The following is a 19,628-nucleotide window of genomic DNA, read 5'->3' on the forward strand; positions in this document are numbered from 1 at the left end:
GAATAACCATTAACGCGGGCTTGCGCCTGCTTCGCATTGAGCTGGCGCAAGCCCGTTTCGCACCGAGCCTTGCGACTCATCCCTCAAAAGCCCGTCTCGGCCACGAAGGATTCAATCAGAGGTTCCCTAAGTAAATGCTGATTTATTCCATCCATGGAATAAATCAGCTCGCTCATCGCGGTACACGCCCGCAATGGCTCTCACGAATCAAAGACTTACGTCTTTGTTCGTGTTGGGGCATCCTGCCCCAAGCGGGAAGCACTGAATAAATCAGCGCTTCCCTAACGCGCAAACAGTTGGGGCCATAGAATAATCGCCCAGATCACTGCGGCCATCACGATAGAAAGAAAAACCGCCGCCGATCCCATATCCTTGGCTCGGCCGGATAATTTGTGCGGATCCAGTCCGACACGATCCACCACATTTTCAATACCCGTGTTCAAAAGCTCAACGATCAGAATCAGTAGAATCGAGCCAACGAGCATTCCCCTTTCCATTCCGGATTGCCCCAGGTACAGCCCCAAAGGAATCGCGAACACGGCCAGCCAGGTTTCCTGTCGGAAAGCCTCCTCCTTGCGATAAGCCACCCGGAATCCCTGCCAGGAATATTTGGCGGCCAGCATGATGCGCTTGACGCCCAGATTTTCAGAAGCCATCAGCCCCCCTTAATCGAATTGTGCCTGATAGTCTTCCGCTGACATCCACTCATCCGGATCGCCTGATGGGCGTATGTGGAGAATCCAGCCTGTATCGAATGGATCGTCATTGATCAATTCCGGTGAATCCGAAAGCGCCGCATTCACCGCGATGACGACACCATCGACCGGGCAGATCACATCCGAAGCGGCTTTCACCGATTCCAGTGTGGCGCAGGCTTGTCCGCGCTCAACTTTTGAACCGACTTCAGGCAATTGAGCGAATACCACGTCACCCAGCAATTCCTGCCCCTGCTCGGTCACGCCCAGAACAAGCAGATCGTCTTCCAGCAAATACCACTCATGTGTGGGGCCATAACGGCGATCGGTAGGCACGTTCATGTCAATTTCCTCATCAATAAATCTGGCCAGCAGTCTACCTGTTCCGATAAGTCAAATCTCTTTCGAGTAACCGATTTTTCGAATCGTCACGACCATAGGGCACCTCGAAAAACCGTCACGGGCTGACGCCAGCTACGCGTTAGGGAGGGAGCACCGCCCAACGCAGCAATCGAGGCGCGCAGTAGGTTTTTCGAGGCGCCCCATGAACCACCGACACTGCCAACACGCGTATCAAAACACAGATTTGATAACAAAATGGTGAATCCGGAATGAAATTGTGGATCACTGTCGGGCCCGGTGACCCGCGCAATAAAAAACCGCCAGTGATTGGCGGTTTTTTCAAGCGGATCAGAAATGTATTTACTGAATGGAGAACTTCTTGAGCCGATACAGAAAAGTGTCGCGAGACAGGTTCAACAATCGTGCCGCGCGGCTCTTGTTTCCACCTGTACGCGCCAACGCCTGACGGAGCAGGTCTGATTCGACTGCTTCCAGATCGATTCCATTTTCCGGCAAATCGAAACGACGAGTGGTGGACTCCATCGCTTCGGTCGCACGTAATTCATGTGGAAGATTATCTACATCAACAGACTTTCCCGCATGCAGGACGACCAGACGTTCGGCCAGATTACGCAGCTCCCGAACATTGCCTGGCCATGGATGGCGGCGGATCACACCACGCGCCTTTGAAGTGAGACGAGGCAGGTGCAGTGTGTAACGTTCAGCAAATTCCGTCATGAATCGAGCCAGCAACCAGTCGATATCCCCCTGCCTCGCACGCAGGGGTGGCAATTCAATGGGCACGACCTGGAGGCGATAAAATAAATCCGCGCGGAAACGCCCCTGCTCGACCATCTTGGCCAGATCACGGTGCGTTGCGGCCACAAGACGAACATCGACTGGACGGCTCTGCGATTCACCCAGACCCAGCACCTCGCCTGTTTCCAGAAAACGGAGCAATTTGGCTTGCACGGGCAAGCTCAATTCGGCAATTTCATCCAGAAAAAGAGTACCGCCATCGGCCGACCGAATCTGGCCTTCATAGTCGGCATGAGCGCCGGTAAACGCGCCCCGTTTGTGGCCGAACAACTGTGATTCAGCCAGAGATTCGGAGAAAGTGGCACAGTTCACGGCAACATAAGGACGATCTCGACGCTTTGAACCGTCATGCAATGCACGCGCGACCAGTTCCTTACCAGTGCCCGACTCCCCGAGAATCAAGGTCGTGGCTTCGGTCGCAGCGACGATCTGAACACTTCGCAGAACCGCCTCAAAGACGGGCGATTGCGTCCAGATTTGACTGAACAGAGAATGATCTTTCATGCCGAACCCACACTATTTTTTCAATCCGAAAATTATACATGGCGGCGCGATAATTGACAGATGGATGACTTGAAGCGACCGTCGTGGGTTCATAAACCAAGCAAATATGTTTATCATATTCCACCAATTCATAAATAAAAGGTTATTTAACATGCAAAACCTGCCCGCGTGCTCGAAGTGCGGCGCCGACTTCACCTATATCGACCAAGGCCATTTCGTGTGCCCCCAATGTGGACACGAATGGACCGCAGAGGAAGCTTCCACCAAGAATGACGAACTCGTCGTCAAGGATGCCAATGGCAATATCCTGCACGACGGCGACACCGTAACGGTTATCAAGGATCTGAAAGTCAAGGGATCATCCCTCGTGGTCAAGGTCGGCACGAAAGTGAAGAACATTCGCCTGGTTGATGGCGATCACGATATCGATTGCAAGATCGACGGCATCGGCGCAATGGGACTCAAATCCGAGTTCGTCAAAAAATCCTGACGGATTGATTTCAGGGCACCTCGAAAAACCTTTCGAGGTGCCCATGCACCACATGGACGTGGTGCCGCGCAATCGCATAAGCGATTGAAATAGCGTGAGTTTGTCGCGGGTTTCCCGCGACGAACGTCCTCGAAAAATCCCAAGGATGGGGTTTTTCGAGGTACCCTTCAGTAAATGCTGATTTATTCCATCCTTGGAATAAACCAGCGCTTCCCTCAAAGACGCCGCTATTTTGCTTCGCTGGCAATCAGCGACGTAAGTTTGGCGATTACCTGCTTGCTGTGATCGTCTGGATCGACATCCATAAACATCGCAGCCAATCGTCCCTGTGGATCGATGATGAATGTATGCCGTTTGGCTAATTTCATCATTCCGAGGATCGAAAACAGGGAATCATACGCCTGCGCCACCTTGCCATTGTCATCTGCAAGCAAGGTGAATGGGAGATGGTATTTCTTTGCGAACCGCTCGTGGCTGTCGATACTGTCTTCGCTAATGCCAACGACCACCGCTCCCATGCTCTGAATCGTGGCAATGTCATCTCGGAAAGTACAGGCTTCGGTCGTACAACCCGGTGTCTCATCCTTGGGGTAGAAATAAAGCACCAACCACTTCCCCCGATAATCCGAAAGTGTATGCATTACCCCCTTTTGATCCGGCAAACTGAACGATGGCGCGGCTTCACCCAATTTGAGTTCCGCGTGAACAACACCGGCCCAAGCCACGCTCAAGACGATGGCTAACGATGACAGCAAACGCAAACCTGATCCCATCTTTTATTACTCCAAATAGAAACCAAACATAAAACAAGCTCAGGCATGTTCTCATCGTTCAACCCGTATGAATCCGACCGGCTTGCGCATCTAAAGCCCAGTAAACATACCGGTAAATATAGACCTAAATCCCGCTGGAACACGGTTTGCAATTAAAGTGGTCATGGCATAATCCATCCAGCCTCTATCGGCCAATTCAAAAGGAAGGAAACAACATGTCGCTGGTTAAAGAATTCAAAGAATTTGCCATGAAAGGCAATATGATCGATATGGCGGTCGGTATCATCATCGGCGCTGCGTTCGGGAAGATTGTCTCGTCCCTGGTCAGCGACATCATTATGCCGCCCATTGGCCTGCTGATTGGCGGCGTGGATTTCAGCAAACTGAGCATCGTGATCCAGGCCGCGCATGACAAGGTGCCCGAAGTCGCCATTCGCTACGGACAATTCATCCAGACGGCTCTGGACTTCACCATCGTTGCCTTTGCCATCTTCATGGCGCTGAAGGCAATCAACAAACTCAAGCGTCCTGAAACACAAGACAGACCCGCAGAGCCACCGGCCCCGCCCGCAGACATCCAGCTTTTGACCGAAATTCGCGATCTGTTGAAAAACAGGGCCGACTGAACATCAGCCAATCAGGGCGTCGGGCTTGGCCAGCGTTGATCGATTGCGTCGATTTTCTCCATCAGAGAATCTGGCAACTGAAGGCTGGCAGCGCCAATGTTTTCGCTCAGTTGATCGATACTCGTCGCCCCGATAATGACCGAGGTTGTAAACGATTTTTGCAGAACGAAAGCGATTGCCATTTGCGCCGGCGATAGCCCGTACGCCTTCGCCAATTCGAGATAAGCCTGCACGGCTTCATGCACATTGGGCTTGGCATAGCGTTGGCCGAAACCCGGAAATTCCGTCATTCGTCCGGCCGCATTCGGATTCATTTCATACTTGCCAGTCAGCAATCCGAATGCCAGCGGACTGTATGCCAACAGACCGATACCCGTTCGTTGGCTTACTTCTGCCAGACCATCCATTTCAAAACGTCGGTTCAGCAAGTTAAATGCGTTCTGAATACTGACCACATGAGACAAACCCAGCCGCTCGGCTGCCTGCTCAAAGGACATCACGCCCCACGGGGTTTCGTTGGAGAGTCCGATTGCGCGTATCTTTCCCGCTTCAACCAAACGGGAAAGCGATTCGAGTTGATGTTCGATCGATACGGCTTCACGCTCACGACGGCTGTCATAGTAGCGCTCACCAAACTGGGGGACATAACGTTCAGGCCAATGGATTTGATATAGATCAATGTAATCGGTCTTCAAACGCTTGAGACTGCCTTCGACCGCCGACTGGATTTGCTCGGCATTCACCCTCGGCCCGCCGCGTATCCAGTCCATGCCACGAGCCGGGCCGGCAATTTTTGTGGCGATGATCAGATCATCTCGCCGCCACCCCGCCAACCACGATCCCACGAACGACTCTGACCGGCCCTGTGTTTGCGCCCGAGCCGGTACAGGGTACATTTCTGCGGTATCGATGAAATTGATGCCAGAGGAAAAAGCAAAGTCGAGTTGCCGATGGGCCTCTGCTTCTGTATTTTGCTGACCAAAGGTCATTGTGCCGAGGCAAATGGTGCTTACTTCGATCCCCGAACGTCCCAAAGTTCTGTGTTCCACCAGCAGTGTTCCTCCTTTTTGGATGATTGTGGCCTTTTAGACTGATTTTTTCCGGCTCTTACTCGCCATGAGTCACGATCGGATGGATGGTCAAACCGATATTCAATTAAACGGCTATTTATTAACCATAGCATACGGGCCTGATTCAAACAGATCGCCCCACACTCCGGAGAGTTCAACCATGCAAGAACCTGCCATTCAAATCTGCGCCGTGCATCAGGCGCTCATCACCACCGTGGCTGCCAGCAGAAGAGACGACCGAATATCGCAAGCCACCATGGAAATGATCGAGCAATACCGCAATGATGGCTGGGTCAAACTCGCTCATGTTCTCAACACATGGCTTAATGGCGCTGAACCGGACATGGCGCTGCTGGATGAAGAAGATCAGGAAATCATAAAAGGCATCGAACATGCCACTGAATACCCCGATTGGCTTGACTCTCTGGCCGACAAGGCGCGCGAGGAAGCGGCCCTTGGCATTGCACAACTCATTTTCGCGGCGACTTGGGGTGACCACAGCGCGCTGGACGTACTATCGAACATGCGCGAAGCGGCAGATGACGCGGGTGTCGAGAGATCGGCAGCACATGCTTTTGTAGCCATCGTGGAAGGCGAACGGGATGCTGCATCCATAGAGCAAAAATACCCTCAAGCTGATCCATTGTTGATTCGCCTTGTCATCGAACGCTTGGAGAAACTGGAAAGCGAATAGTCGCCAATACTTATGCCGGGGCCAGCAAAGCGCCCGAATTCGCTTTTGGCAACAGGGTACTGATAAAGTGAAGACTTTACTCCTCAGATGGTCACTCAGTGGATAATCGTTTTTCACAAAATGTACTGATTACCCTGCTGCTTTATTGCGCTCTGGCCATTGCCTTTGTCGTTTATGTCCACGCAGAAAAATCCATCGGCGAGGCAAACGAGCAACGCTTCAATAGCATCAATCTGGCTCATGAACTGCGAAACTCATCCGATGAACTGACACGCATGGCTCGCTCCTACGTCATCACGGGGGAAGCCATCTACAAACGCGATTATCAGCGTATTCTGGATATCAGGAACGGCATGGCTCCAAGGCCGGATGCAATGACCTGCCTGTCATCGAACTGGGGACTATCCGACGCCTTACCGACCAAAATCGAAGACGAGCTTCCCGCCAAGCCGTTTCTCGAACGGCTCCGACAGGGCGGATTCACGCCACGGGAGTTGCAACTGCTTGAACAAGCGAAAAGTATCTCCGATCATCTGACCGTGATGGAACGCCGCGCGATGGCGATGATTACCGACGGTAGCAACACGCCCGCCGATATCAGATTCTCGGCCGCCGAGTTGCTCTATAGCCCGCAATACAATCAAGCCAAGCGTGAGATCATGCAACCGATTCTTGAAGTGACCCGTATGGTCGCCACAAGAACGGCCGCCGAAGTCGAATCTGCAGAAAAAACGGCACTGATTTTACGCTGGGTCTTCATTGCGCTGGCCATCGGTCTGATTCTGGTACTGATCAGAACATACACCAGCCTGCGGCGCGTATTGGGCACCACACCGCATAAACTTTTCACGAAAATCAGCCGCATTGGCGAAGGTGATTTTCATAAGCCAATTACCATCACGCCAAGGCAGAAAAATTCGGTACTCGATTGGTTGGCTCAAACCCAGAGCCGGTTGGCCGAGCTTGATCAAACACGTGCGCAGCACGAACAAAAAATCAACCGGATTACGAGGCTGTATGCAGTCTTGAGCCAATGCAATCAGGCGATCGTGCGCTGTACGGATGAGCAGTCTCTTTTTGAGCAAATATGCAAGGACGCCGTGCACTTGGGCGGCATGAAGATGGCATGGATCGGCAAACTCAATCCTGAAACACGACAGGTTGAACCGGTCGCCTACTTCGGTCCAGGCTCGGATTATGTCAAGGATATCGAGATATCCATCGATGAATCCAAGCCCAATGGCCAAGGCCCAACCGGTACCGCCATGCGCACTGGGCAGCCTTTCTGGTCCCAGAACTTCAGCGAAGACCCATGCCTCAAACCATGGCATGAAAAAGGGAAAAAATACGGCTGGCACTCAAGCGCATCTTTGCCTCTTTTCAGGGAAAAACAAGTAGTCGGGGCATTCAACATTTACTCCGATGAATATGGGGCGTTTGATGAGGCCGAACAAAATCTTCTGATAGAAATGGCCACCGACATCGGTTTTGCTCTGGATAATTTTCACCGCGAATCTTTGCGCATCAAAGCCGAACAGGCCCAGGCCGAAACCTACCTTCGGCTGGAGAAAATCACAAACCACGTGCCCGGGATGGTCTTTCAATGCCGTATGCAGCCAGACGGCATGCTCTCTTTCCCGTTTGTCAGCTCGGGCGCGAAGCAGATTTATCATCTCGCGCCGGACGCCATAAAGCACGATGCAACAAGCCTACTGAACATAATCCACCCCGACGACCTAAGCAGCTTTCTGACCGCCATTAAAAAATCGGCTGACACGCTCCAACCCTTGCACCACGAATATCGGGTAATCCATGAAGGCCAGATCCAGTGGCTCCGAGGTCTCGCCACGCCAGAGAGAGAACCTGATGGCGCCGTCCTGTTTACCGGATTCATTTCAGATTGCACCGAAGAAAAAAACACCGAGGATCGCATCGCCAACCTGCTGCACTTCGATAGCCTGACGGGGTTACCCAACCGCAGGCTGTTGGTCGAGCATGCAGACTATGCCATTTCGCAGGCTCGGCAGAAGAACCAGTCGTTGACCTTGATGTTCATCGACCTGGATCACTTCAAGCACGTCAATGAATCGCTCGGGATTGGCGTCGGTGATGAACTGCTCGTCAGTGCTGCCAACCGGATTCTCTCGGTGATTCGGCCAAACGATACACTGTCACGTCAAGGCGGTGATGAATTCTCCCTGTTGGCACCCGCCTGTGACACCGACCAGGCGACCCTTCTGGCCCAACGACTGATTGAACAGTTCAAAAAACCATTTTTCATTAATCAGCAGGAAATCAACATCACGCTCTCCATCGGGATCGTCAAGTACCCGGAGGATGGATTGAATTTTGACGATCTGTCACGCCATGCCGATATTGCGTTGTATCAATCCAAAAATTCAGGACGAAACACGTTCCGGTTCTTAACCGATGAAATGCAGGCCTATTCGCATCGCCTGATGAAGGTGGATGCGGCCTTACGCAAGGTGCTGCAGGAAAAGCAGTTTCATCTGCTTTATCAACCACAGGTCGACCTTAAAACCCGGCGCATCATCGGCGCAGAAGCGCTGATTCGCTGGACGCCCCCGGACTTAGGCATCGTGGCTCCGAACGAGTTCATCCCCATTGCAGAGGAAAATGGCCAGATTCTGCCTATCGGTGAATGGGTGTTGCGCGAGGCCACCCGCACGGCGAAAAACTGGCTTCAATGGGTGGAGTCAGACTTCGTTATCGCCGTGAATCTGTCCGCAGTGCAGTTCCGTCAGCCGCAACTACCCGACATGATTCTCAATATCCTGAGCGAGACCGGATTGCCCCTGACCCATCTTGAACTGGAACTTACCGAAAGCGTGGCATTGGAAAACCCGGACAAGGCCAAACTGATGATGGATACGCTCAACCAGCACCACATCAAGCTCTCGATGGATGATTTCGGCACGGGCTACTCTTCGTTGAGCTACCTGAAACGATTCAAACTCTACAAATTGAAAATCGACCAATCCTTCGTTCGGGACATGACGACCGACGCGGAAGATCGAGCCATCGTTTCAACCATCATCAATATGGCACAAACGCTGGATCTGGTGACGATTGCCGAAGGCGTGGAAACCGAGGCACAGTTGAACATGCTCACCGAGATGGGTTGCCACGAGTGTCAGGGCTATCTGACCGGCAAACCGATGCTACCCGATGAATTTCAGGCATTACTGGTTGCCCAAGCGGCCAAAACCGAATGATCAGACTAAGGGGCACCTCGAAAAACCGTCACGGGCTGAAGCCAGCTCCGCGTTAGCATGTTCGAGTGCAAGGAGCCGCGGGCTTGCGCCAGCTTCGCGTTCAGTGAGCAACGAGACATATCAAGTAGATAGGCGAGGCGCGAACGAGCACGCGACGCTGCAATCGGACAGCGCAGTAGGTTTTTCGAGGTGCCCTAAGGTAAGGTCTGCACAAATAAAATGCCATCCCACCCACCCCTCATCCCCCTTTTACAAAGAGGGATGTGTACTCATTCAAAAAGGGCTGACTCCCCCCTTTGAAAAAGGGTGGCTGGGGGGGATTTGCCGAATCGTACTTGGTGCCCGAAAAAACTGAATATATACAGATTTTCCAGGAATTAATCCGAACCCTGAATAACTCAGGGAATCAGGAAATGTGCAATGGGTACCGGTTTGGCAACACCATAACCCTGGTGATAGTACACACCGATTTGCCGTAGCGTTTCCATCTGATCGAGGTTCTCAACGAACTCAGCAACGGTGATCGTGTTCATTTCAAACGCGATGGCCTGAATGGACTCGACAATGGCCCGATCGATCCGGGACTCGGTAATATGGCGCACAAACTCCCCATCGATCTTCAGATAATCGAAGGGAAAACGCTTGAGGTATGAAAAGGTCGAAAGACCAGTGCCAAAATCATCCAGCGAGATCTTGCAGCCGAGTTCCTTGATACCCAGAACGGCCTGTCTGGCCAGCTTAGTATCGGCAATCACCATGGTTTCCGTGATCTCAAAACAGATCTGCTCCGGACGGCAACCGGAGGATTTGAGCAGCAGCCCGATCTCGTTTATTAAATTGGGATCCGTAAGGCTGGCTCCGGACAAGTTGATCGATACCTTGCTGATTTCGGCCCGCCAAGGTGACCGGGCCAGTTGTTCCAACGCCGATCGCATGACCCAGGCATCGATCGCGGTCATCAGTCCATAACGCTCTGCAATCGGCAAGAAATCGGAGGGTGGCAACACATTTCCATCGGGATCTTGCCAACGCAACAATACCTCGAACGCCTTGACATCCGGATGGCGGGTATCGCGAATGGTTTGAGCAAACAGGATAAACTGCCCCGCCTGCGTATCGCCAGCCAGTGCGGCCCGCATGTGCTGCACCCAGGTCAATTCCTGCACGCGATGACTGAGCAGGCTGTCCAGATTGTCTTCGACATGCACCAACTGATTCCGATCAGCCAGAGACAATTGGCATCCCGCAAGCACAGCCGAAGTCAGCAAGCCCAAATCACGTGTTTGAGCCCGATTGAATACCGTGAATCCGGCCCGCAAATAACGGGCACCCGCGCCCATCTTTTTCCATTCAAACTCGATGCGATCCTTGAGCTTCTGAGCCACATCCCCGCCACGCACGCCCATGACGGCCGATGTCAGACACAGGATGAACACGCCCGGACGTACCCGTGAGGCATAATCGGACAACCCTTCGTCGCTCAGAATCCGACTCAAACGCAGTTCGACCCGATTGCTTTCTTCATGTCCCATCAGGGCGTCGATCTGTTCGAGCTCGGGGATATGCATCCCGATGACGATCATCGGTTGCATCGCCCCCGTTCTATCTTTGGGCCAGGCTTGAAGCCGCCGGGATAACCCCATATCGTTCTGCAGGCCGGTCAACGGATCACTCAATAACTGCCGGGCCAGCGATTGCTCCGACAGGCGGTATGCCTGCACCATTTCTGTGGATATCACAGCCAGCAGCGCCGCAATGAATACCAATGCCTGATCGCCCAACAACTCAGCGGCATTGTATCCATGCGATAGATTGATATACGCGTTGAACCAGATCCAGATCAGGATATAAGCCGCGATAGAAAAACGAGCGATCCGGATCGGCAAGGCGTGTGCTGCAAGCGCAAGAACGACCAGACCAATCAGGCTGCCTGCATTGAACTCCAGATTGCCCCAATGCCGAAGCGCGGCCATGACCAAAAGCGACACTACGGCAAACACCAGCCACAAGCTCTTGAGCGATCGCGCGCCAAAAAAAGCCCTCAGTTCCTTGAATGCACGCCCGCAACCTTCATGCAGGCAACTCATGACCAGCGGGGTCAACGCCAAAAAAGCGATGGATTCAGATAACCAGAACAGGCCCACAGTCTGGTAATCATCAATCCATGCCGGGTTTTGCCAGATCCCCAAAACGGTTATCGAACTGGCCATCACCACTGAAGCCAGCGGAATCCCCAGAAGTCGACGACCATAGGGGCTACTGATCGTCGCCTGCATGTAGCGTCGGAACATCAGCACAAGCGCCAGGCTGAGCACAAGCGCGAACGCGCCGACCAGAGATTGGACCATCGTCAGCCCGACAAAGAACAAATTCCAGGCCGTAACAACCACTGCCAAAGGGAAGAGCAGGCTATAACCCCAGATGAGCACAAAACCCAAGGCAAACGCATCGGCAGGCCAGATGGCATAAAAGCCATCCGTACCCAGTGAGGGAAACAACAAGACCGTCAATACGGCTACCAGTACCCAGATAGCGCTGGCAACCAGACCTCGTTTGACCTGCGTCATTAAGTCTGGAATATCGTCCGGCCCGGAAGAGATAAACAAGTTCATTGACTATTCCGTATCAAGTAAAAGTGACGGTGCCGCTATCTTACCGATAATCCACAGACAGGTGGCGCCAATTCAAAGTCAAGGGCACAATGGATTATCTAACTCGCGTCATACTTCCGGCTCCCATCCACCCGAACTGTTCCAATCAATCAGGGTATCAATGAGATTGATCTTATGCCGAAACCCGTACCTTTTCAGGCACCACCGGACACCCTGGACCGATTACCGGTCAGCGTTATCGTTTTGCTCAATGGGCAGTTCATTTATGCCAATCCTGCCGCCCTGTCTCTTTTACAGGCAGGTTCCCCCGAACAGGTGCTGGGCCGCAGCGTGGAAGATTTTCTTCACCCTCTGGATTACCAAAGAGTCATGGCGCGGATTCGTCGGGCTGAACGAACCCAGTTCACCAACCCGCCCACCGAATACAGAATTTACACCTGCGCACGCGAATTACGCATCATCGGGATGATGAGCACAACGTACATGGTTGAGGGCCAACCGGGCCTGCTCGCCACCTTCATGGACATGACCGAGCGTTCGGTGATTGAGCAGCGACTTCGCGAAACCGATGAGCAGTTCCAGCGCATGATGAACACCATGCAGGATGTTTTTTACCGCACGGATGCAGAAGGCATAACCCGTTATGTCTGCCCTGCGGTCAAAGAAATACTTGGCTACACGGCAAGTGAAATCATCGGACGGCCAGCCTCCGATTTTTATCCCAACCCGCAGGATCGGGAAAAGCTTAAAAAGGCGATTCTGGAACACGGTTATGTTCGCGACTTCCCCGGACAAATGCGGCGCAAGGATGGCCGCATCATCGATATATCCATCAGCAGCACGGTCATTCTGGACGAAGAAGGCAAATATGCGGGCGTCGAGGGCATCTGGCGCGACATTACCGAGCGCAGACAGCTCGAGCGCGAACTGGAACGGCTTGCCACCACCGATGAACTGACCGGCATCGCCAATCGCCGCCAGATTCTCCTGCAACTGGATCACGCCCACAAACGTTTCATCCGGCTGCATCACCCGCTGGTGGTTTTCATTCTTGATCTGGACTTCTTCAAACGCGTAAACGACCACTTTGGCCACGTGGCGGGCGATGAACTACTCAAGGAGTTCATCGCACGGGTTAGCCATCAAATACGGGAAATCGACTACCTGGGGCGTTTGGGCGGGGAAGAGTTTCTCGTGATTTTGGACGAAACCGGTCAAGAAACAGCCGAGCAGATAGGGCAGCGTATTCTGCAGGCCGTTCGGCAGACGCCATTCAAGCTCGCCCCCGGAATCAGCGTTTCTATCACCGTCAGCATTGGTGCTACCTTCGCACACCCTGTCGATAACAGCACAACCGAATTGCTTGAACATGCAGACAAGGCCCTGTATGCGGCCAAAGAGCGGGGGCGCGACCAGATTTTCTGGTATAGCGTCCAGATCGGCTGAAGCGCGCCCGACCAGAGAAGCAGGTAAATAGATCACCTCACTTCATCGGCCACATGATAAACCGGGTCTTCCTTGATATTGACCTCGACCAAATCGCCCGCTTTTTTGAGCAGTTTTCGGCATTCAGGCGACAGATGCCGCAAATGCAGGGTCTTATTCACGCTGCGGTATTTATCGGCCAGGCTGTCGATGGCCTCCAGCGCGGAGTGATCCACCACTTTGGATTCCGCAAAATCAAGATACACGTCGTCGGGGTCGCCGCGAAAATCGAATGCCTCGGAGAACTTGGCCGTGGAAGCGAAAAATAACGGACCTTTGATGCGGTAAACCTTCACGCCGTTTTCATCTATGCTGGATTCGATTTTCAAATCACCCGCATGCTCCCAGGCAAAAATGAGCGCGGAAACAATGACACCGGTAATTACAGCAACGGCCAGGTCGGTAAATACGGTCACCGCTGCAACCAGCAAGCCGACAAAAATATCCTGCTTGGGCACCTTGCCGAAAAGGTTGATCGAACCCCACTCAAAGGTACCAATCACCACCATGAACATAATGCCGACCAATGTGGCGATGGGAATCTGCTCGATCAGCGGCGAGAGAAACAAGATAAACAACACCAGAAACAAACCCGCCGCAATACCCGACAACCGCCCCCGCCCACCGGATTCGATGTTGATCATGGTTTGACCGACCATGGCACAACCGCCCATGCCACCGAAAAAACCGCAGGTCGCGTTACCAATGCCCTGCGCCACGCACTCGCGATTCGGCTGACCACGGGTTTCCGTCAGATCATCGACCAACTGCAACGTGAGTAGTGATTCAATCAAACCGACACCGGCCAATACCACTGAAAATGGAAGCACGGTCATGAATGCATCCCAGGTGAGCGGGAAGTCCGGAATATGAAAACTGGGCAAACCACCTGCGATTGTTGCTAAATCACCGACAGTTTTGGTGTCGAAAATCGGCGAGACGTTACCCAAGCCGAGCATGACAAGCGTGGTTATGATAATAGCCATCAACGCTGCTGGAAAAGCACGGGTGATTTTCGGGAAAAAGTGGGATATCAGCATGGTCAGCACAACCAGTCCGAGCATGATCCATAACGGCTGACCCACAATCCAGTGCATCTGTCCATCGGCACCCTTTTCTTTGAAATGCGGCAACTGCGCGAGAAAAATGACAATCGCCAAACCATTGACGAAGCCGAGAAACACCGGATACGGAACAATGCGAATGTATTTACCCAGTTTGAACGCACCGACCAGGATCTGAATCACACCCATCAAAATGAGCGCGGCCAGCAAATACTCAACGCCATGCGTGACGACCAGTCCAACAATCACCACAGCAGTTGCGCCGGTCGCGCCGGAAATCAGGCCCGGTCGGCCACCAAAAATCGCCGAAGCCAACGCCATGATAAAGGCGCCATAAAGCCCCATCAGCGGGTTTAGATGAGCAATCAGTGCAAAGGCAAGTGCTTCAGGCACCAAAGCAAGCGCAACGGTTAAGCCGGAAAGCACATCTTGCCGGGCATTAGCGGGTGTGTTTTTAGCAAAAAAATGAAACATGGTTTTCCTTATTTTTGATTATTTATTGGCGTTTTAGGCATTCTCTGATTGAATCAAAGATTCAGTGCGGCATAGAGATGATGTGTCGCCCTCTGAAAACTCCAGGATGGAATCCGCTAAAGATAGCTGCATTCGATCTACATGTTTCAGCTACATTGGTCTTCTGCCCAGGCCTGACGATAACGAATCACTTGTTGGGTGAGCGGTTCCGAGGCGAGGTCGCTTCCCTCGCTTAAAGCCGCTTGCTCCATGTGCTGGAATCGTCTGATAAATTTTTGGTTGGTAGATTCAAGTGCCGCCGCCGGGTCGATCTGTAAACGCCGCGCCAGATTGGTCAGCGCGAACAGCACATCACCCAGTTCTTCAAACGTATTGGCTGCATCCTGATGATCCAGCCCTTGTTCAAGCTCCAAGAGTTCTTCTTTGATCTTGTTGCGGATATCACTGATTTGCGGCCAATCGAACCCGACCGCCGCTGCCCTGGCCTGCAACTCGATTGCACGCTCAAAGGCAGACAAGGTCTCGGGTACATCGGCCAGCGCGGAAGCTACAGCGGAATGTTTAGTCATGCACTTACTTGCGCCAAGGCAGCCAGGCCGCCTTGATCGGCGTGGTAGGACGACCGCACCATCGGGCCGCTGGCCACATGGGTGAAACCCATAGCTTCGGCTTCGCGCCCCAACTCGGCAAATTGCTCGGGTGTGACAAAACGGTCAACCGGCAAATGATTCCGCGAAGGTTGAAGATACTGACCCAAGGTCAGCATGTCAATGTTACGGGCGCGCATGTCACGCAAGACTTCCCGTAATTGGTCGTCCGTTTCTCCCAAGCCCAGCATCAGGCCGGATTTGGTCGGCACATCGGGGCAGCGTTCTTTCATGGCCGCAAGCAGGTTGAGCGAACCGACGTAATCGGCGCCCGGTCGCGCCGCACGATACAAACTCGGCACGGTTTCAAGGTTATGGTTGAACACATCCGGCGGGTCAGCTGCCAGAATATCCAGCGCAATGGCTTCTCGGCCACGGAAGTCCGGGGTGAGAATCTCGATGGTCAGGTTCGGGCAACGGGAACGCAAGGCTCGAATCACGGCCGCGAAGTGCCCTGCCCCGCCATCGCGCAGATCATCCCGATCGACCGAGGTGATGACGACGTAAGACAGGCCCATCGCAGCAACCGTTTCTGCCAGACGACCCGGTTCTTCCGTGTCCACGGGACGAGGCTTGCCATGCGCCACATCGCAGAACGGGCAACGACGGGTGCAGATGTCCCCCAGAATCATGAAGGTGGCCGTTCCGCCCGCAAAGCACTCACCCAGATTCGGGCAGTTGGCCTCTTCACAAACCGTATGCAACCCCTGTTCGCGCAGGACTTTCTTTAACCGCTGGACTTCTGTACCACCCTGCGACTTGGCACGGATCCATGCGGGTTTGCGTGGCATGTCGATGGTCGGTTCAATCTTGACCGGTATGCGCGACACCTTATCAGCCGAACGCATCGCTGGCGTTGGCGGCGAATAATCAAGTGAATGCTTGGTTAAAGGCTCGGACGGAGAATGTTCGGACATGTGTATTCAAACCTGATCAGATGACTGGAAACCGGGCTGACTTACGCCATCGGGGACTGTTCCAATAGTATTTTTTGTAAACCTAACACAATTGCGCTGCCCGCTTGACGGTAATCGGGCATTTCATTGCGCGTGAGATCGGCGCAATGACGCAGATCGGTCACCGGCAGATTCGCCATCCCGCAGGGGTTGATTCGCGCGAAGGGCGCCAAATCAACGTCCAGATTCAACGACAGGCCATGGTAGCAACGCCCCTGGCGAACCTTGAGCCCCAGCGCGGCAATTTTCGCACCGTTCACATAGACGCCGGGCGCCCCCGGCAGGCGTTCTGCCCGAACACCAAACTCCGTCAGATAGTCGATAACGACCTGCTCGAGCGCGGTTACCCATGCACGCACACCAACACCGGCGCGCTTGAGATCGACCAGGGTATAAACCACCAGTTGCCCAGGGCCATGATAAGTCACCTGCCCGCCCCGATCAGTTCGCACGACCGGTATATCACCGGGGTCGAGTACATGTTGCGGTTGTCCATTCAGACCCTGTGTGAAGACCGGGCGATGACTCAGCACCCAGAACTCATCCTCGGTATCTGGTTGGCGCGACTGGGTGAATGACTGCATCTTTGCCAGCAGTTCGGCATAATCGCAGTCGGTACCGTAATCAATCAAGGACATAAATCAGATTGGAGCGAGATCGGAGCAAGAAAGCACTCCGGCTAGACTTACAAACACATTTTAACTTCGGGATGGGCCGTAATCGCCCGATAAAGATCATCAATCTGGGCTTTCGACGTGGCCGTAAATGTGAGTGTCATGCCCACGAAATTCCCCTTGGCACTGGGCCGGATTTTCCAGACTGAGGGCGGCAATTCCCCCAGTTGTGCCATCACCAATGCGCGAATTTGTGCGTCGAATTCATCCGTTGCCGGCCCCATGATCTTGATGGGGAATTGACAGGGGAATTCGAGCAGGGTTTCCTGTTCAATCGCGGCTTCCTCGGCTTTGATTTCCTCGCTATGCTTTTGTTTTTCCAACTCTTTATCGGTAAGAAATTCGTCCATCAGTTCTCTCGTTGTTGTTTGAGTTTTGTGAAGGCTTTCGACAGTTCAGTCCAGACCGGGCCCATACTCCCAGTGCCGACCGGATGCTCGTTGATACGGGTGATTGGTAACAGATCGCGTGTCGAGCTGGTCATGAACACTTCGGTCGCATCGAATAGACGATCAAAGGGAATCGGGGATTCGAGCAAAGGAATATGGCCTTGATCCTTGACCATATCGATCAGACGATTGCGTGTGACGCCACCGAGAATATGCGGTCCGAGCGGTGCTGTCAGCAAATCATCATCAATCACGGCGAACAGATTCGAGGCGGCGCCCTCAAGCGCTATCCCTTCACGCACCATGATCGCCTCTACCGCACCGGCGGCGACCGCTTGTTGCCGCGCCATGATATTCGGCAACAAATTCACGCTCTTGATATCGCACCGGCCCCAACGAAGGTCGGGCACGGTGATGGCCTTGGCACCGTGCGTACGAATCTCGGCACTCAAGGGCGAAATGGCGTTCGCGCTGGCCAGAACCGTGGGCGGCACGGGCGGGTTGGGATAGGCATGATCCCGCTTCGCCGGTGCGCCACGTGTCACCTGAATATAGATCGACACATCGTCACTTGGGCACTCGGATACCAGGCGATTCATGACATCCATCCACTGCACGCGCGTCAGCGGGTCTTGAATGTCGATCTGTTCAAGGCTTCGCGTCAATCGGTCGAGATGAGCCCCGGCGCCAAACAAACGTCGGTTGAATGCCGGGATGACTTCATAGACGCCGTCGCCGAAAAGAAATCCTCGATCAAACGCGGATATGCGCGCTTGCTCGGGCGCGACCCACCGCCCGTTGAAGTAGACAGCCTGCATTACTTGAACCAGAGGCGAGCCGTATCAACCATACGCTTGAAAAAACCGCCTTCAGGTACGGCATTCAATGCCACGACATCACGTTCGGCGATGATCTTGTCACCGGCCTTGACCACCAGTTTGCCCACGGATTGATCCGCGGCCAAAGGCGCTATGAGCTTGGGATTGATGGTCATGGACACGGAGAGGTTCTTGGCCTGAGCCTTGGTTACCAATACCACCAGATCTTTTTCCAAGCCGACAGGAACCTGATCGGCCGTGCCCTTGAATACATCGGGCGTAGCCAGCACTTGCTTGGCCTGACGAACAGGTACATTTTCATAGAAACGGAAGCCGTAATTCAGCAGCGCTTCAGCTTCATTGTTACGCGCATCATCACTCGCCGTACCCAGCACGACAGCAATCAAACGCATCCCGTTCTGCTGGCCGGAGGTGGCCAGACAAAAGCCTGCTTCCTCGGTGTGTCCGGTTTTGCCACCATCAACCCAGTTATCGCGAAACAACAGTTTTTCCCGGTTGTATTGCTTGATGCCGTTCCAGGTAAATTCCTTTTGGCGGAAAAATTCGTGGTAATAATCGGGAAATTGTTTAACCAAGGCATTAAACAGCGTGCTGATATCGCGCGCCGACATCACATGGCCATCGGCCGGCCAACCGGTCGGATCTTCATAATGGGTGTTTGTCATGCCAAGCTTCTTGGCGGTTGCGTTCATCAACGACACGAAACTCTGCTCGTTACCGCCGACGTATTCGGCCAAAGCCGTCGCGGCATCGTTGCCTGATTGAACAATCATACCCATGAGCAAATTCTTGACGCTGACTTGCTTGCCCACTTCAATAAACATCTTGGAGCCTTGCATTTGCCAGGCTTTCTTACTGATGGTGACCATATCATCCATGTGGATTTGGCCAGACTTAAGTGCACTGAACACAAGGTACGAGGTCATCAACTTGGTGATACTTGCCGGAGGCACCGGTTCATCGGCATTTTTCTGGACGATGATCTGCCCGGTATTCGCATCGAGCAGCACATAGGAACGAGCGGACAAAACAGGGGCACCCGGAACCGGCATAGCAACCTGTGCCACCGGTGTCGATGGGGCGGCAGGCTGATTTTTCTGAGGTGAAACGGCCGTGGTTTCTGCCTGTGCGGGCACATAAAGAATCGCACTCGCAGCAAAGGCCAGGCCAGCAGCCAACAGGCGCGGCATGAAACGAGCGCGAAGCGCAGAGCGTGTGTGTTGTTTCTTCATATCAGTA

The 19,628-nt window shown here is 53.3% G+C and carries 18 protein-coding genes; 5 read left to right on the top strand and 13 right to left on the bottom strand.

Going from position 1 to position 19,628, the window contains the following annotated elements; all coding sequences use genetic code 11:
• Window positions 1-281: 281 nt before the first annotated feature.
• From PHD44_RS01115 to PHD44_RS01125, 3 genes are all read right to left on the bottom strand, one after another.
• Window positions 282-656 (bottom strand): diacylglycerol kinase, encoded by a 375-nt coding sequence (locus PHD44_RS01115; RefSeq protein ID WP_300187075.1) that lies wholly within the window; start codon window positions 654-656, stop codon window positions 282-284.
• A gap of 9 nt (window positions 657-665) precedes the next feature.
• Entirely contained in the window at window positions 666-1,037 is a 372-nt protein-coding gene (gcvH, locus tag PHD44_RS01120) for a glycine cleavage system protein GcvH (RefSeq protein WP_300187078.1), read from the bottom strand.
• A gap of 360 nt (window positions 1,038-1,397) precedes the next feature.
• Window positions 1,398-2,360, bottom strand: a complete 963-nt coding sequence (locus PHD44_RS01125; protein ID WP_300187080.1) for a sigma 54-interacting transcriptional regulator — start codon at window positions 2,358-2,360, stop codon at window positions 1,398-1,400.
• 151 nt (window positions 2,361-2,511) lie between these two features.
• Here PHD44_RS01125 and PHD44_RS01130 point away from each other — a divergent pair, with 151 nt between their 5' ends.
• Entirely contained in the window at window positions 2,512-2,850 is a 339-nt protein-coding gene (locus PHD44_RS01130) for a zinc ribbon domain-containing protein YjdM (protein WP_300187082.1), read from the top strand.
• Between the two features lie 227 nt (window positions 2,851-3,077).
• On the opposite strand, the gene PHD44_RS01135 is transcribed toward PHD44_RS01130, so the two are convergent.
• Window positions 3,078-3,623, bottom strand: a complete 546-nt coding sequence (locus PHD44_RS01135; protein WP_300187084.1) for a peroxiredoxin — start codon at window positions 3,621-3,623, stop codon at window positions 3,078-3,080.
• Window positions 3,624-3,838: 215 nt separating this feature from the next.
• Between PHD44_RS01135 and mscL the strand changes: the two genes are divergently transcribed.
• Entirely contained in the window at window positions 3,839-4,249 is a 411-nt protein-coding gene (gene mscL, locus PHD44_RS01140) for a large-conductance mechanosensitive channel protein MscL (RefSeq protein WP_300187086.1), read from the top strand.
• An 11-nt stretch (window positions 4,250-4,260) separates the two neighbouring features.
• Here the strand turns inward: mscL and PHD44_RS01145 are convergent, their stop codons facing one another.
• Complete coding sequence (locus PHD44_RS01145) at window positions 4,261-5,298, bottom strand: aldo/keto reductase (RefSeq protein ID WP_300187088.1); 1,038 nt, start codon at window positions 5,296-5,298, stop codon at window positions 4,261-4,263.
• A gap of 181 nt (window positions 5,299-5,479) precedes the next feature.
• On the opposite strand from PHD44_RS01145, the gene PHD44_RS01150 reads away from it, so the two are divergent.
• The gene (locus PHD44_RS01150) at window positions 5,480-6,013 is read left to right on the top strand and encodes a hypothetical protein (RefSeq protein WP_300187090.1); all 534 of its coding nucleotides are present in this window, start codon (window positions 5,480-5,482) and stop codon (window positions 6,011-6,013) included.
• A gap of 98 nt (window positions 6,014-6,111) precedes the next feature.
• Entirely contained in the window at window positions 6,112-9,249 is a 3,138-nt protein-coding gene (locus PHD44_RS01155; protein WP_300187092.1) for an EAL domain-containing protein, read from the top strand.
• A gap of 398 nt (window positions 9,250-9,647) precedes the next feature.
• On the opposite strand, the gene PHD44_RS01160 is transcribed toward PHD44_RS01155, so the two are convergent.
• Window positions 9,648-11,861, bottom strand: coding sequence for an EAL domain-containing protein (locus PHD44_RS01160; RefSeq protein ID WP_300187094.1), 2,214 nt, complete (start codon window positions 11,859-11,861; stop codon window positions 9,648-9,650).
• A gap of 174 nt (window positions 11,862-12,035) precedes the next feature.
• On the opposite strand from PHD44_RS01160, the gene PHD44_RS01165 reads away from it, so the two are divergent.
• Window positions 12,036-13,307, top strand: a complete 1,272-nt coding sequence (locus tag PHD44_RS01165) for a GGDEF domain-containing protein (RefSeq protein ID WP_300187096.1) — start codon at window positions 12,036-12,038, stop codon at window positions 13,305-13,307.
• A gap of 32 nt (window positions 13,308-13,339) precedes the next feature.
• Here PHD44_RS01165 and PHD44_RS01170 read toward each other — a convergent pair whose 3' ends face one another.
• The 7 genes from PHD44_RS01170 to PHD44_RS01200 all read right to left on the bottom strand — a co-directional run bounded on the left by PHD44_RS01170 (window position 13,340) and on the right by PHD44_RS01200 (window position 19,621).
• On the bottom strand, window positions 13,340-14,884 hold the full coding sequence (locus PHD44_RS01170; RefSeq protein ID WP_300187098.1) for a SulP family inorganic anion transporter: 1,545 nt from the start codon (window positions 14,882-14,884) through the stop codon (window positions 13,340-13,342).
• Between the two features lie 146 nt (window positions 14,885-15,030).
• Window positions 15,031-15,453 carry a MazG nucleotide pyrophosphohydrolase domain-containing protein gene (locus tag PHD44_RS01175; protein WP_300187099.1) on the bottom strand — a complete coding sequence of 141 codons (423 nt, stop codon included), beginning with the start codon at window positions 15,451-15,453 and terminating at the stop codon, window positions 15,031-15,033.
• The gene (lipA, locus tag PHD44_RS01180; RefSeq protein ID WP_300187202.1) at window positions 15,450-16,379 is read right to left on the bottom strand and encodes a lipoyl synthase; all 930 of its coding nucleotides are present in this window, start codon (window positions 16,377-16,379) and stop codon (window positions 15,450-15,452) included. Before lipA ends, PHD44_RS01175 begins: the two co-directional genes overlap by 4 nt.
• Before the next feature lie 110 nt (window positions 16,380-16,489).
• Window positions 16,490-17,125 (bottom strand): lipoyl(octanoyl) transferase LipB, encoded by a 636-nt coding sequence (gene lipB, locus PHD44_RS01185; protein WP_300187101.1) that lies wholly within the window; start codon window positions 17,123-17,125, stop codon window positions 16,490-16,492.
• A gap of 47 nt (window positions 17,126-17,172) precedes the next feature.
• Window positions 17,173-17,511, bottom strand: coding sequence for a DUF493 domain-containing protein (locus tag PHD44_RS01190; protein ID WP_300187103.1), 339 nt, complete (start codon window positions 17,509-17,511; stop codon window positions 17,173-17,175).
• Entirely contained in the window at window positions 17,511-18,368 is an 858-nt protein-coding gene (locus PHD44_RS01195) for an aminotransferase class IV (RefSeq protein ID WP_300187105.1), read from the bottom strand. Before PHD44_RS01195 ends, PHD44_RS01190 begins: the two co-directional genes overlap by 1 nt.
• Entirely contained in the window at window positions 18,368-19,621 is a 1,254-nt protein-coding gene (locus PHD44_RS01200) for a D-alanyl-D-alanine carboxypeptidase family protein (RefSeq protein WP_300187107.1), read from the bottom strand. Before PHD44_RS01200 ends, PHD44_RS01195 begins: the two co-directional genes overlap by 1 nt.
• Window positions 19,622-19,628 lie beyond the last annotated feature (7 nt).

Source organism: Halothiobacillus sp., assembly GCF_028710545.1.
In the GTDB taxonomy this organism is placed as follows: domain Bacteria; phylum Pseudomonadota; class Gammaproteobacteria; order Halothiobacillales; family Halothiobacillaceae; genus Halothiobacillus.